The 14,491-nt window shown below is 46.1% G+C and carries 15 protein-coding genes; 12 read left to right on the top strand and 3 right to left on the bottom strand.

Annotated elements, in window-relative coordinates:
* Positions 1-104: 104 nt before the first annotated feature.
* Positions 105-974 carry a gluzincin family metallopeptidase gene (locus tag RB160_RS13805; RefSeq protein WP_316571013.1) on the top strand — a complete coding sequence of 290 codons (870 nt, stop codon included), beginning with the start codon at positions 105-107 and terminating at the stop codon, positions 972-974.
* 159 nt (positions 975-1,133) lie between these two features.
* On the opposite strand, the gene RB160_RS13800 is transcribed toward RB160_RS13805, so the two are convergent.
* Positions 1,134-1,355, bottom strand: a complete 222-nt coding sequence (locus RB160_RS13800; RefSeq protein WP_316571012.1) for a DeoR family transcriptional regulator — start codon at positions 1,353-1,355, stop codon at positions 1,134-1,136.
* A 428-nt stretch (positions 1,356-1,783) separates the two neighbouring features.
* Between RB160_RS13800 and pepV the strand changes: the two genes are divergently transcribed.
* The 6 genes from pepV to RB160_RS13770 all read left to right on the top strand — a co-directional run bounded on the left by pepV (position 1,784) and on the right by RB160_RS13770 (position 9,055).
* Positions 1,784-3,208, top strand: coding sequence for a dipeptidase PepV (gene pepV / locus RB160_RS13795; protein ID WP_316571011.1), 1,425 nt, complete (start codon positions 1,784-1,786; stop codon positions 3,206-3,208).
* A 14-nt stretch (positions 3,209-3,222) separates the two neighbouring features.
* The gene (gene dat, locus RB160_RS13790; RefSeq protein WP_316571010.1) at positions 3,223-4,089 is read left to right on the top strand and encodes a D-amino-acid transaminase; all 867 of its coding nucleotides are present in this window, start codon (positions 3,223-3,225) and stop codon (positions 4,087-4,089) included.
* A 196-nt stretch (positions 4,090-4,285) separates the two neighbouring features.
* On the top strand, positions 4,286-4,843 hold the full coding sequence (thpR, locus tag RB160_RS13785) for an RNA 2',3'-cyclic phosphodiesterase (RefSeq protein ID WP_316571009.1): 558 nt from the start codon (positions 4,286-4,288) through the stop codon (positions 4,841-4,843).
* Between the two features lie 42 nt (positions 4,844-4,885).
* Positions 4,886-5,869: a diacylglycerol/lipid kinase family protein gene (locus RB160_RS13780; RefSeq protein ID WP_316571008.1), complete on the top strand. Its 984-nt coding sequence runs from the start codon at positions 4,886-4,888 to the stop codon at positions 5,867-5,869.
* Positions 5,856-7,997, top strand: a complete 2,142-nt coding sequence (gene pulA / locus RB160_RS13775) for a type I pullulanase (protein WP_316571007.1) — start codon at positions 5,856-5,858, stop codon at positions 7,995-7,997. The genes RB160_RS13780 and pulA overlap by 14 nt, the downstream gene beginning before the upstream one ends.
* Before the next feature lie 284 nt (positions 7,998-8,281).
* Positions 8,282-9,055: a phosphotransferase gene (locus tag RB160_RS13770; protein WP_316571006.1), complete on the top strand. Its 774-nt coding sequence runs from the start codon at positions 8,282-8,284 to the stop codon at positions 9,053-9,055.
* Here the strand turns inward: RB160_RS13770 and RB160_RS13765 are convergent.
* Positions 9,050-9,337 (bottom strand): YtzH-like family protein, encoded by a 288-nt coding sequence (locus RB160_RS13765; protein ID WP_316571005.1) that lies wholly within the window; start codon positions 9,335-9,337, stop codon positions 9,050-9,052. The genes RB160_RS13770 and RB160_RS13765 overlap by 6 nt on opposite strands.
* Positions 9,338-9,608: 271 nt before the next feature.
* On the opposite strand from RB160_RS13765, the gene trmB reads away from it, so the two are divergent.
* Both trmB and RB160_RS13755 read left to right on the top strand, forming a co-directional pair.
* Positions 9,609-10,250, top strand: a complete 642-nt coding sequence (trmB, locus tag RB160_RS13760) for a tRNA (guanosine(46)-N7)-methyltransferase TrmB (RefSeq protein WP_316571004.1) — start codon at positions 9,609-9,611, stop codon at positions 10,248-10,250.
* Positions 10,251-10,408: 158 nt separating this feature from the next.
* Positions 10,409-11,254: a YtnP family quorum-quenching lactonase gene (locus RB160_RS13755; RefSeq protein WP_316571003.1), complete on the top strand. Its 846-nt coding sequence runs from the start codon at positions 10,409-10,411 to the stop codon at positions 11,252-11,254.
* Positions 11,255-11,342: 88 nt separating this feature from the next.
* Here the strand turns inward: RB160_RS13755 and RB160_RS13750 are convergent, their stop codons facing one another.
* The gene (locus RB160_RS13750) at positions 11,343-11,663 is read right to left on the bottom strand and encodes a PepSY domain-containing protein (RefSeq protein WP_316571002.1); all 321 of its coding nucleotides are present in this window, start codon (positions 11,661-11,663) and stop codon (positions 11,343-11,345) included.
* A gap of 176 nt (positions 11,664-11,839) precedes the next feature.
* On the opposite strand from RB160_RS13750, the gene RB160_RS13745 reads away from it, so the two are divergent.
* The 3 genes from RB160_RS13745 to RB160_RS13735 all read left to right on the top strand — a co-directional run bounded on the left by RB160_RS13745 (position 11,840) and on the right by RB160_RS13735 (position 14,318).
* A complete protein-coding gene (locus RB160_RS13745) occupies positions 11,840-12,913 on the top strand; it encodes a M42 family metallopeptidase (protein WP_316571001.1) in 1,074 nt (357 codons plus the stop codon).
* A 194-nt stretch (positions 12,914-13,107) separates the two neighbouring features.
* Entirely contained in the window at positions 13,108-13,632 is a 525-nt protein-coding gene (locus RB160_RS13740; protein WP_316571000.1) for a DUF84 family protein, read from the top strand.
* Between the two features lie 170 nt (positions 13,633-13,802).
* Positions 13,803-14,318, top strand: a complete 516-nt coding sequence (locus RB160_RS13735; protein WP_316570999.1) for a hypothetical protein — start codon at positions 13,803-13,805, stop codon at positions 14,316-14,318.
* The last annotated feature ends 173 nt before the right edge of the window (positions 14,319-14,491 follow it).

Genomic DNA, 14,491 nt, shown 5'->3' with positions numbered 1-14,491 from the left:
TATCCCCCTATATTACAATTTTTCGGAATTTTCCTATATTATACAATAAAATTGTAATAAAATGTAATAAGGAAGGATGTTACTCAAAAAACGGAGGGAAGGCAATGGCAAATAGGTTAATCGCAGTTTCATTTTTATTGCTATTCTTGGCTGGCTGTTCAAATAATCCACCAATAAAAGAGGCAAAAGGCCTTCAGCAAGATACAGTTGTTACGGATGATGGTGAAGTGACGTTTAAAATTTTTAATGCAGCAAATGTGCCGGCGGAAAGAGTAGATGCCGTGAAAAAGGAACTTTTAGAGGCTTACGATGATATTAAGCAAACAATTCAAACTGATTATACTCCCTCTAAAAAAATCAATATTCATCTTCTGGAAGGGAGGGAATTCTCTAAGGGCTTAAGGGCTGATATAAAATTATACGGCGTCCGGAACGGGTCGCATCCCCTTGTCCATGAGCTTACCCATACCTTATTGGGTTACGGAGATAACTCTGATTCAAGCCGGGGGTATCTGTCTCAGGAAGGTTTTGCAGTTTATATGGAAAATAGATTCGGAAAGCAGAAATACCCAATCCACAAGGTAATGAAGTTGTTTTTAAGTATGGAGAAGTCAATTCCGTTAAATAAGCTTATTGATTTGGACAACGATGACAGCCTTTTCCGCCCAGCTATAGTTGGTCCGGACGGCTTTGCTGTCCAAGAAATGAGTTATTACCATGCGGCGTCCTTCGTAACCTATTTGATTGATACATATGGGCTGGAGAAATTTGAGAAGGTTTATGATCAGCCAAACCTTGGTGAAAAGCTTGTGTCCGTGTACGGTAAAAACGTGGACGAATTGGAGAGGGAGTGGCTTTCTTATATTGAAAAAAATTATAATGAGCCGGAAACCGAAGAAAAAATGAAGATTGAAAATTTCTATACTATCGTTTCCTCGATGGATTCAATTGATCAGCAAATTTTTCAACGCTAATTCCCGTTCTGCTTAAACTTTGAACGCGGCAGAATAGGTCGTCCCCTCATTCTCGGAAAGTAATGAGCTGAAGAATCTTCACGTCATTTCACCAATAAAAAAAGAAACCGCCATCACCAGGCGGTTTCCGTTTGATTAGCCCATATTTTCGGGCTTACTTTATGAAGACATTTTTACTCGTTTTTTTGTGGTGGTCCATTTTCCTCTACTTGTGCTTTGGACGAGGTCATTATAGGCCAGAACGTTTAAATCCCTCTGAATGGTACGAGGAGTGATACCGAATTCCTCTACAAGGTCCTGTGTTGTCACAGTCCCGTTCTTCGAGATAAACATGTAGATGCACTTGATGCGGTTTAGCATACGGTTAGTCGAAGGTTTCAAAAAACCACTCCCTATCCATTTTTCAAACCCTTGGCATATTCTTCTGACGGCGACAGGCTAAGACCCAGTTAAGAAATCCTTTCCTGGCAGCCACTCCCTTCCAAAACATAATATAAACCATCTGTCTATATTGTATCCCTCTTTCATAAGGAATTCTACCTAAATTAGAAAATTTACAAAATATTAATAAAAATTTCATCTCTAATATTCGGAAATAACATAAAAAATTCATTTTTTTGTTCTGTTTTCAATAAACTTATAGTTTAAAGGACATTTGTTTGAATATTTAGTCAACTACATACAAGGTTTTTCAAATGGTGCTCTTGTTAAATGCTTCTTTTTCCAAAAAATTATTGGTAAGATTATTGCCATACGGAAAGTCTTATCTTATGGGCGTTTCCCATAAACTTTCATGGGAGGTTTTCTAAGTGGGTAAGGTCAATTGGATGGAAGAAGTTGAAAAAAGGAAGGACAGCCTTCTTGAAGATACACGCAAGCTTTTGCAAATCAAAAGCGTGCTGGATGAGGAAGCTGTTTCCTCGGAAGCCCCGCTTGGCAAGGGGATTAAGGAAGCGCTCGACTTTATGCTGAATCTTGGTGAAAGAGACGGCTTTACTGTGAAAAATACCGACAATCTCGCCGGGCATATTGAAATTGGCGAAGGGAAGGAGCTTGTCGGCATTCTTTGCCATGTGGATGTCGTTCCTGAAGGCGACGGCTGGACAAGCGATCCCTACTCAGCCGACATCCGCGATGGGAAAATTTATGCGCGCGGCGCACTCGATGACAAAGGGCCGACAATGGCCGCGTACTACGGAATGAAAATTGTAAATGAACTAGGGCTGCCGCTGAAAAAACGGGTCCGGATGATTATTGGAACAGATGAGGAAAGCAATTGGCGCTGTGTCGACCGCTATTTTAAAACGGAGGAAATGCCGAGCCTTGGATTAGCGCCTGATGCGGATTTTCCGATTATAAACGCGGAAAAAGGCCTTTCTGACATTGACCTGGTGCAGGGTGTCGGGCAGTCCGGGGAAGAAGGAAAGGCTCAAGTCGAAGTGCTCCGGTTTGAAGCCGGCCGCCGTTACAATATGGTGCCTGATTATGCAAAAGCCGCGGTTCATATAAATAACGGCGAAACAGAAATCATCCAAAAATTCCTCGAATTCATGGACCAGTATGGCCTCGAAAGAAATTATTATGTCGATGCCGGTGACACCATCCTCGAAGTAAAAGGAATATCGGCCCACGGAATGGAGCCTGAGAATGGTAAAAATGCTGGCTTGTATTTAGCTGAATTCATCTCATCTCTGGATGTGGATTCAAAAGCAAAACAATATTTCGGATTTGTTTCACGCTTCTTTTTCAAGGACTCAAGAGGCGGAAGGCTAGGGGTTGCGTTCCGCGACGATATTTCGGGCGAGCTGACAATCAATGTTGGCAAGCTGGCTTACACGAATGGTGATGGCGGAATGCTTGGCCTCAATCTGCGGTACCCGGTAACCGGAAGATTTGAAGACATTAAGGCGAAAATCGAACCTTTTATACAGGAAAACGGCTTCAATATCGGCCGGTACACCAATGCACCCCCTCATCATGTGGATGAAAGTGATTTCCTAATCCAGGTCCTCAAGAGGGTGTATGAGGAGCAGACCGGGGATCCTGCTGAACTGATTGCTATCGGCGGTGGGACGTATGCGAGGTCGCTTAAGTCCGGTGTGGCGTTTGGTCCGCTTTTCCCCGGAAGGCCGGACGTTGCCCACCAAAAGGATGAATACATGTTTATCGACGATCTTCTTAAATCCGCGGCAATTTATGCCCAGGCCATCTATGAATTGGCCAAGGAAGAATAAGTGGAGGAAATTATATGGAATATGTTGTTTTAAATGGGGAAATCATTGAACGAGACAAGGCGAAAATCGATGTTGAAGACCGCGGCTATCAATTCGGGGATGGCGTTTACGAGGTCATCCGCGTATATAACGGAATAATGTTCACCGCTCGTGAGCACCTCGAACGGCTTGTATCAAGCGCGGAAAAAATCGGCATGAAGCTTGGATGGCCGATTGACGAACTTGAAAGCTTATTTAACACACTAATTAAGAAAAATGGGCTTGGCACCGGGATTGTGTACATGCAGGTAACAAGGGGCACATCCCCTAGGAACCATGCATTCCCACCAGCGGGAGTTTCTCAAACCCTTGTCGCTTACACAAGGGATTTGCAGCGTCCGATGAACAATCTTGCAAACGGTGTGAAAACGATTCTGGCTGAAGACATCCGCTGGCTCCGTTGCGATATTAAAAGCCTGAATTTGCTCGGCAATATCCTGGCAAAACAAAAAGCCGCCGAAGCTGGCTGCTATGAAGCCTTCCTCCACAGAGGAGAAACTATTACGGAGGGCAGTTCCTCAAATATTTTTATCATCAAGGATGGCTCGGTCTTTACCCACCCGGCCAACAATTTGATTTTGAACGGAATTACAGGGCAGACGCTTGAAAAATTATGCAAGGCAAACGGAGTTCCGTTTGTAGAAAAAGAGTTTACTACAGCAGACTTGCTGGCCGCCGATGAAATCGCGATTGGCAGCACAACATCGGAAATTACGCCTGCCGTTGAGGTGGACGGGCAGCCAGTCGGCAACGGGGAACCTGGACCAGTTACAAGAAAACTGCAAACCTTGTTCGAACAGGAGATTGAAAGGCAATGTGGAAAGCTTGCCATAAATAGCTGAGCGCGGCTCCTGTAGGATTGGAGCCGAGAAGGAAAGGGCTGCCCGGTATGAATGGGCGGCCCTGTTTTATAAAAACATAAGAAAGTGTAGACTCTGTCTAACTCAAACGCAGGATGCTTTCGCTTTTCCTGGATGATCAGGAATGTTTAACCTAATTTAGAATGGTTTGCTAAAATAGAATTGAAGGATGGATGTTATGAGCCATTATTTTTTTGCGGCAAAGATTCCGAGCGAAACGAAACTTGCCATGAAAAACAATATCGATGAGTTGAAGAAACAAATTCCTTTCAGGCGCTGGGTCCATCATGAGGATTTGCATATTACCCTCGCTTTCCTTGGAGCGGCCCCGGAAAGTAATTTGGAAAGGGCTTGTTCGCTGGTCGGGGGAACACTCGCAAATGCCAATTCATTCCCGCTCGTGATTAACGGTTTGGGGATATTTGGACGAAAAGACAGCCCAAGGGTATTTTGGGCAGCGCTCTCCAAAAGTGAGCAACTAACGAAACTAAGGGCCCTTGTATTTGCCGCATGTGAAGAAGCAGGGTTTCAATTGGAAACAAGGCCGTTCTCTCCACATGTAACACTTGCAAGAAATTGGGAAGGAAAATTCCCGTTCGATCCCGGAAAACTGGATCAACCACCGCTCAATCTCGAATTTATGCTCGAAGAAGTTGTGCTATACAGAACAAACATCGGTAGCACCCCGAAATACGAGCCCGTACAGAGATTCAGGCTAACAACCCTGAACCAGTAATAAATAGAGAGAATAGAATGCAAGAGGGGCAGGAACCGGCAGATGAAAGCATTTTATTTTATTGTGAACCCGGAGGCGGGAAACGGCAAATGTAGGGCGGTTTGGGAAAAAACCGAGCAAAAGCTCGAAAGCCTTCATATTCCCTACCATGCTTTTTTTACTGAATATCCGGGCCACGCGATTGAATTGGCCCGGACCGCAGCGAGGCTGGCAAATGGGAAGCAGGCTGTGGTAGTTGCTGTGGGCGGGGATGGAACAGCACATGAGGTGCTGAACGGCCTGGGGGCATATGCAACTTCCGGCTTTGGTTTCATTCCGGCGGGATCAGGGAATGATTTTTCACGTGGCTTCAGAATTCCTGCGGATCCGATGGGGGCCCTTGATCTTCTGCTAGGCATCCGTGATAAAAACTTATCAGACACCGATTGTGGTTCGCTGACCATAAATGGAGAGAAGCATCTTTTTATCAATAGTTCCGGAGCGGGTTTCGATGCGCTCGTATCGAAAAAAGCGAATGAATCACGTATGAAGATCCTATTTAACCGGCTGTCGCTCGGGAAATTGGTTTATGTATATGTTTTGCTGAAGGAACTCGCTTTATATCATCGAACGGCAGTCCGGGTAACGATTGATGGGAATGCCCATGACTTTAAAGAAACTTGGTTTGTAACTATCTCGAACCAGCCCTATTATGGAGGCGGCATGATCATTTCACCCGGGGCATTGACAGATGATGGGGAGCTTAATGTCACGGTAGTCCACAATCTATCAAAAGCAAAGCTGCTGCTCGTATTTTTGAGTGTTTTTTGGGGTAAACATACTTCTTTCAAGGAAGTACATATGTTTCGGGGAAAAGAAATCTCGATCCAGTCATCCTCTCCCATTCCCATCCATGCGGATGGAGAATATATCGGCATGGCAAATTCAGGAGAATTAAATGCTATCCCAAAAGCGGTCAGGCTTTCCGCTATGGGAGGCCAGGAAATAGACTTAACACAAAGGGGTGAGGTGAATGGATTCCGTTAAACGTCCATTTTTTGCGTATCTAGATGCCATGAATACAATCACGGTTTTGTTTCCGCTGCCCCTTAAGGAACCCGAGCCAACTTCCTTCACACTTGAGAACCGGCAGGGCGGGTGTGGGCTTTCTATAGAAGAACGACTTGAAATTGACGGATATCTTAAGTTCATTTGTACATTTTCGGGAACTTATGCTTTCCAGATGGAACATTGGGTATTGACTGGAAATGGCATCAAGACGGACGTCCAAATCGGCGCGGTTACGAGGAGCAAAGAGTTTGATTGGGAATTCTTTTACGAAGGGGATGACCTTGGTTCCTTTTGCAAAAACGGATGTACGTCCTTTAAGGTGTGGGCGCCGACAGCGACAAATGTGAAACTAAAGATTTATCCGCAAGGCGAAAACCACTTTGAATTAGTAAAAATGGCAAGGGAAGAAAAAGGCGTATGGTCCGTAAACCTCGATTGGGATCTTGAGCTAGCCAGGTATACGTATATGGTGTTCATTAACCAGGAGTGGAGAGAGGCAGTCGATCCTTATGCGGTAGCCGTAACTGTGAACGGTACACATGGTGTGGTAGCACGCCTTGAAAAAACGGCTGTTTCAAAAGTTCAAATGCCTCCATTCAGCCACCCAGCGGATGCGGTTATTTATGAAACACATATTCGCGATTTTACTATCCACCCCGAGGGCGGGGCCGTAAATAAAGGACTGTACAAAGGGGCCGCGGAAACGGGGACAATCGGGCCAGACGGAAAGCCAACAGGGTTGTCGCATGTTAAGAACCTAGGCGCGACCCATATAGAATTTTTGCCATTCAACGACTTTGCCGGGGTGGATGAAACGAATCCCGGGGCGGAGTACAATTGGGGGTACAACCCTTTGCATTTCAACGTTCCGGAGGGAAGTTATTCGAGAAATCCGGATGACCCTTATGCGAGAATCCGGGAATTGAAGGAAATGATTGAATCCATCCATGAGGCCGGCATAAGAGTAATTATGGACGTGGTTTACAATCACGTCTACATCCGGGAAAAATCATCTTTTGAACTGCTAGTCCCGGGTTACTTTTTCCGTTATAACGAATACGGGTTGCCTTCGAATGGAACCGGAGTGGGCAACGATTTTGCCTCTGAGCGCTTGATGGCGAGGAAATTCATCCTGGATTCCATCCGTTATTGGATTAGGGAATACAATATTGACGGGTTCCGTTTTGACTTGATGGGCATTCTTGATATCAAAACCATGAATGAAATCCGTAAGGAATGCGATAGCCTTAAACAAGGAATGGTTATAATCGGCGAAGGCTGGGACCTTAATACGCCCCTCCCGCAGGGTGAAAAAGCGACGATCCGGAACCAGCGCAAGCTTCCATCAATCGGGCAATTCAATGACCGCTTCAGGGATGTGATCAAAGGAAGTACATTCAATCTTTATGAACGCGGGTACGCCCTTGGCAATGGAACATACACTGAACAGGCAAAGGAAGCGATTGCCGGAAGCATCGGGCTTTTTTCTGGACATCCACTTTTTAGCGAACCCGGCCAATCGGTCAATTATGTCGAGTCCCATGACAATCATACTCTTTGGGATAAGCTCGAGGCATGCCTCGGCGATTCAGGGGATCTCCTAAGAAGGAAATGCCATCGCCTGGCGACAAGCCTCGTCCTACTTTCCCAAGGGCTCCCGTTCCTTCATAGCGGACAGGAGTTTTTCCGGACGAAGACTGGCGACGGCAACAGCTACAAGTCGCCTGAAAACATCAACTGGCTCGATTGGGAAAGGAGAGCAGCCTTCCCGGATAACGCCCGCTACATCAAAGGAATGATAGAAATCAGAAAATCGCTGCCCTTTTTCCGGATGAGAAGCAGCGAACAAATTCGGAACTTCATTTCTGATCTTGGGCTTCCGCATCCGTTGATTGGCCTTCATTATAAGGATGAAAGAGGGCAAGGGGAGGCAATCCTGCTGGTGAACCCGACTGTATTCATCCACCACATATCGCTCCCAGAAGGTGAATGGCGCGTCCTTGCCGATGACCTCCATGCGGGAATAACCCCGCTAAGGACAATTTCCGCCCATGCAAAAGCGTCCATCGAACCAGTCAGTGTCATGGTGTTGGTAAATAGTTAAGCGGGAGAAGCTTCTTTCTACGGAGTAAGTGGCGAATCCCGGTCTTCCTATTAACGGTTTGCCGGGTTTAACATGAAATAGATCGTTTATTCGAGTATTTTTTCATCCTTCCCCTTGACGAAAAATGGCGAAACGGGATAAAATTTAAAGGATAGCTATTGAATTGGCAATAGCTGTCTTTTTCTTTCTACTTAAAATTCGCATTTATTCTAACTATAGACTTTGGCAAAATCGTTCCGGGAACAAAAACCGATGGCTGCCGGACACAATGTAGGTGACTAATTTTGGATTATCTATTAGGGGAAGACTGGGAAATAACCCCGGCCGGGGGAGCCACGGGGAAAGCTTATTTTGCAAAGCACCATGAACAACGGCTTTTTTTGAAGCGCAATTCTTCACCCTTCCTCGCGGTGTTGTCCGCTGAAGGAATTGTTCCGAAGCTGGTGTGGACAAAAAGGCTGGAAAATGGGGACGTCATTACCGCCCAGCAATGGAAAAGCGGACGTGAACTGGAATCCCATGAAATGGGCCAGGAACGGGTTGCGAAGCTATTAAAGAAAATCCATAATTCCGAGCCGCTGCTCGGAATGCTCCGCAGGCTCGGGAAAGCTCCTGCCTTTCCCGCGAGAATCCTTGGGAAACTAGAAAGCAGCCTTGACCCTGACATAGCGGCGATGCCGGCAGTTCGGGAGGCAAAGCTTTTTTTGAATAAAGAAGTCGGAAATGTCGTTACGTCTGAACAGGTCGTGTGCCATGGTGATGTTAACCATAATAACTGGCTTCTTGGGGAAGACAGCCGCCTGTATTTAATTGACTGGGACGGTGCGATGGTCGGGGATCCCGCTATTGACCTGGGGATGCTACTTTACTGGTACATTCCTGAGCAGGACTGGGAAGATTGGCTGAACCGCTATGGAACAGTGCTTTCGCCGGAATTGAAGCTGCGGATGAAATGGTATGTAGCCGCCCAGGCAATCGATTCCATCCAATGGCATAAAAACCGAAGCCGTTTTGAGGAAATGAACAAATGGGCGGACTTCCTTTCAGGGCTGTTATAATTGCCCGGAAAATTGATCGATATCATCAACCCAATTTTGAAGCCGGCCCTGATTCATTTCAATATGTGCATCAAGGTCCGCGCTTTGGGCGCCGTGCTGGCCATACTCGTAAATTTCCTGGAGAATGCCTTTTACATTCTGGTTGATGCCTGTCTTTGCCATAAGGGATTTAACGAGCCGTTCGACTTGTTCACATTCGGCGACCGAGCCACAGCAATCAGTTTGGTGGCTGCTTAGGATATCCCTTAGAACAGTGGCTTTGTCCTGGTTGTTCAATGGCATGTGCATCCATCATCCTTTCCAAAATATCGATCAAGCTGAAATCCCTTTGATGTGCGAATAAGAGGAATCCATGACTAGCTTATGGATTCCTTAGTTTGTTTATACAGCTTGGGTCAGGGGAAACATGCCAAACCCGCTTGCATGCAAAAAGGCTTCATGTTAAAAATAAGAAGGGATGTCATCAATTAAACGCTAAGAAATAACCAGCTTGTACCGCCATACGTAATGCGGGCGAGGCTTTGAAGCTGGATGAGAAAATGGGAGTGTACGTATGAGATTTCGCAATAAACCGTGGGCCGGTGAAAAAATCCGGCAATATCCGCACTATGTCGTTGCCGCCCCTGAAACACATAAAGGAAAGTGGCATGAAGTATTTGGCAATAATAACCCTCTCCATATTGAGGTTGGTACTGGCAAAGGGAAGTTCATCACTGGCATGGCTGCTGCGAACCCTGATATAAACTATCTTGGTATCGAACTGCACCTAGGCGTCCTGGCATCTGCCCTTGACCGTCTCATTGAAGCGGAACTGCCAAATGTAAAATTGCTGAATGTTAATGCAGCCGAATTGCTTAGTTATTTCGCGAAAAACGACGTAAGCCGCCTCTACCTGAACTTTTCGGACCCTTGGCCAAAAACAAGGCATGAAAAAAGGCGCCTTACTTATAAAAGCTTTTTGGCCTTGTACGAACAAATTTTGATCGATGGCGGGGAAATCCATTTTAAAACAGATAATCAGGGGCTGTTTGAATATTCGCTTGTCAGCTTTTCCGAATATGGGATGCTTCTGAAGGATGTCAGCCTTGACCTCCACAATAGCGGATTCGAAGGAAATATCATGACTGAATATGAAGAGAAATTTTCCGAAAAAGGCAACCGCATTTACAGATGCGAAGTAAAATACCGATTATAATTCAAACACGTCCATCCAAACCCGGGTGGACGTTTTTTAAGCTGTTTTGTTCATGGTCGAAATCAACACCCTATTAATAAAATCCATTCAAAAGTACCAAACCGGAAAAGCGGTTCCAATCATGGTAAAATGGAAAAAGTACGAGGAGGGGATAGTCAATGGAGCGCTTGAAAATAGGCGGACTCGAGCTTGTCTGGCTTAAGGGCGGGGTTACCCATATGGATGGCGGGGCTATGTTCGGGGTCGTCCCAAAACCGTTGTGGGAAAAGAAATATCCATGCAATGAAAAAAACCAGATAGAACTCCGGTCAGATCCAATTTTAATCCAGCATGAAGGAACGAATTATTTAATTGAATCCGGAATGGGGAATGGAAAGCTGACGGATAAGCAAAAGAGGAATTACGGGGCGACGGAGGAATCGGAACTGGAAGCCGAGCTCGAAAAAGTTGGGCTGAAGCCTGAACATATTGATTATGTCCTGATGACCCATCTTCATTTTGACCATGCCTGCGGGCTGACGAAGCCGAATCAGGATGGAGCGTATTTGTCCGTTTTTCCGAATGCAAAAATTATCGCATCAAAAGTTGAATGGGCTGAAATGAGGAATCCGAACATCAGGTCCAGAAATACATACTGGAAAGAAAATTGGCAGGCGATTGAAGGCCAGGTTGAGCCATTTGAGGACACGTGGGAGCATGGACCCTTTACAATGGTGCATACAGGAGGGCATAGCGAGGGGCACTCCATAATCCTCATTGAGGATGGCGGTGAATTCGCTGTCCATATGGCTGATTTAATGCCCACACACGCCCATCTTAACCCGCTATGGGTCCTTGCATACGACGATTATCCAATGGATTCAATCCATGCAAAGCAAAAATGGATTGGACAAGGGCAGGAAAAAGGGGCCTGGTTCACATTTTACCATGATGCTTTTTTACGGGCGGTAAAATGGGACGGCGAAGGGCAAATTGCTGATAGTGTCAAAAGGATAAGGGAATAGTTCTGAAAATGCTGTTGGGAGAGTTCCAGCAACGAAACAGCCTATTAAAATAGCAAAGGAGACCTGGTTGCGGTCTCCTGGCTTTTTTCTAAAGCCTGTACACATCAAGGATTGTTCCGGTCGTGGCATCGGCAACGAATTCGAATTGTTCGGTTCCATCTTCAAGGTCGGGGGAGGTTCTCGTAATTCCGCCCCTGTACACCTTATATTGGATGCCATTCTTTTCAAAAGGGACCGCTTCCATATGGATCCACGAGCCGCTCACTTGCCCGGAGAGCCTGAATTGGCTCCTTGCATGGTTTAGAACCTTTTGGGCCGGTACATCCATTTTATGCGAAATCGCGGCATTGACCGCGTATGCTCCGGCAGCCCCTGCAACCGCCCCGAACAGGAAAGCCTTCCAATTCATACAACCACCCCTTCAATTTCAATCAACCGCTCCATCTTCTTTAGTATATCCCAGATTGGCAGCCGGTTCCTATAGATTTATTCCAGCGGGTATGGAAACAAGCGTGAAAGTTCTGTAAAATTAATTCTGTACATAAAAAAACAGCCATTGGCTGAAAAAACAATAGGGAGTGCGCCATGAACGAGAGAACGTTGGAGCTTTTCAAAACATTGACTGAATTGCCGGGGGCACCCGGAAACGAGCATGCTGTCAGGAACTATATGATGGAACGCCTAGCGCCTTATTCGGATGAAATCATCCAGGATAACCTCGGGAGCATTTTTGGGGTAAAAAAAGGCAAAGAAGGCAGCCCGAAAATAATGGTCGCCGGACATATGGACGAAGTTGGCTTCATGGTAACAGCCATCACGTCGAATGGCATGATTCGATTTCAGCCGCTTGGGGGATGGTGGAGCCAGGTCCTGCTTGCGCAAAGGGTTCAAATCATTACGGATAACGGCCCGGTAATCGGGGTAATCGGTTCGATTCCTCCCCATCTCCTCGATGAAGCAAAGAGGAACAAGCCGATGGAAATAAAAAACATGCTCATTGATATCGGAGCGGATGACAAGGAAGATGCAGAGCGGGCAGGCATCAGGCCTGGGCAGCAAATTTTACCGATTTGCCCATTTACGCCGATGGCCAATCCCAAAAAGATTCTCGCCAAGGCATGGGACAACCGATATGGGTGCGGACTGGCTGTCGAGTTGCTAGAAGAAGTTGATGGAGTTGAACTTCCAAATACACTGTATTCCGGCGCGACTGTCCAGGAGGAAGTCGGCCTCCGCGGCGCCCAGACAGCTGCCAACTTAATTAAACCCGATTTGTTCCTAGCTCTTGACGCTAGCCCTGCCAACGATGCGGCTGGGAATAAGGAGGAGTTCGGGCAGTTAGGCAAAGGGACATTGTTAAGGATTCTTGACCGGTCTATGGTGACTCATCGCGGCATGAGGGAATTTGTGCTTGATACGGCAGAAACACACAATATCCCGTATCAATATTTTGTTTCCGCCGGCGGAACTGATGCGGGACGGGTCCATACTTCCCTGGAGGGGATCCCGAGCGCCGTTATCGGTATTTGCGCCCGTTACATCCATACACATGCTTCCATTATGCACGTGGATGACTATGCGGCTGCAAAGGAATTGCTCGTAAGGCTTGTTAAGGCGTTTGATAAAACAACAGTGGAAACAATTAAATCGCAAAGCTGACAACAACACGAAAGCAGGCACCAGTAGCGCGAAAATTTCTTTTATCCTTTCGATTCGGTTTCATTGCGAAGGCGGAAGGAAGGTTTAAGCAACAAGCTGGAATAGTGAATGGTGCCTTCGCGGAAGATAGTGGCGAAGGCATCTTTTTTTGTAACGAGTTTTCAGGCATTTTCGGCATCACGGAGGTATAGGAAATGAAAATAATTATAGGTTCAGAGAACCCGGCTAAGGTTGCTGCAGTCAAAAATGCGTTTAACATGACGGGCGTGGAAGTATTGGCAATCGATGTTCCATCCAATGTTTCAGCACAGCCTTTTTCGGATGAAGAAACGATAGAAGGGGCAATCAATCGTGCTACTGCTGCCTTGGAGCAGGGAGATGGGGAAATCGGGATCGGCCTGGAAGGCGGCGTGCATATGACAAAGCACGGCCTTTTCCTATGCAACTGGGGGGCGTTGGCAGAGCCAGGACATCCCCCATTGATTGCTGGCGGGGCGAGGATACCCCTTCCTGATGAAATAGCAGGAAAGCTACTGGCTGGCCGGGAACTCGGCCCGGTAATGGACGAATATACGAAAAAGAAAAATATCCGAAAAAACGAAGGGGCAATCGGTATTTTTTCAAATGGCCAAATCGACCGGTCGGAAATGTTCACACATTTGACAAGGCTTTTGGTGGGGCAATACGAATATCGTAAGGCAAACGGGAAAAACTTATAATTTCCATAGCTGGCAAGTTATTGGGAGAGGGTTGTCACCTGTTCCCAGTGGGAGTATGATAGAGGGTAAAGAAGAATTTTGTCGGAAAGGCATCATGATTTCGGCATCCTCTTTTATGCTCCATACAAATGGCCTGCTCGGATGAACCGGCCTGCCAGGAGGGAATAAAAATGAAAACATTCATTCGCGCAGCCGCGTTTCTATTGCTATCTGCCTTTTTACTTACGGCTTGCGGAAAAGCATCCTATAAGGAAGAAAGCGGGAAAGCCGAAGAAGCGGCTAAAACTGCTTTTAACGAAAAGAGAAAAAAACCGAACAACAAAGCCGAAGACATAGATTTTTATTTGCCGTTTGGATTCGAGATAAAAGATGAATCACCGAACAATATCATCCTGAAAAACGGTTCAAAAACATATATCCTGTTTTACAATCCACACGAAGATTTAAATAGCAAAATAGTCTATAACGCATCTGTAGCCCAGTATGAAAAGCTCGAAACGAACAAGCAGTTTAATGGAAAAGACAAACTAGGCTTTTTGCTGGTGGAACGGCTGGACGGTGACATGAACATTCTGACCGCTGGGGTTGGCGGGGTTAAAATTACCACTGAAACAAAGACCGGAAACCTTGCGGAAGATGCAGAAGCCATGATGAAAATCGCCAATTCAGCCAAAATTAAAAAATAGGAAATCAAGCGGTAGGCCCATGCCTCCGCTATTTTGTTTGTTAAAGGAATTATTGGGGAAAAATAAGATGAAACTTTTGAGCCGCCCGCTGTTGCGGGCCGGGAATTATCGCCTGGGATACCAGGCCGGGACGAATGATTAGACCTGAATGAAACAGCTTGATATGATGGGAA

Source organism: Neobacillus sp. YIM B06451, assembly GCF_032667185.1.
GTDB lineage: Bacteria > Bacillota > Bacilli > Bacillales > Cytobacillaceae > Bacillus_D.
This window is presented reverse-complemented; position numbering and strand designations above follow the sequence as displayed.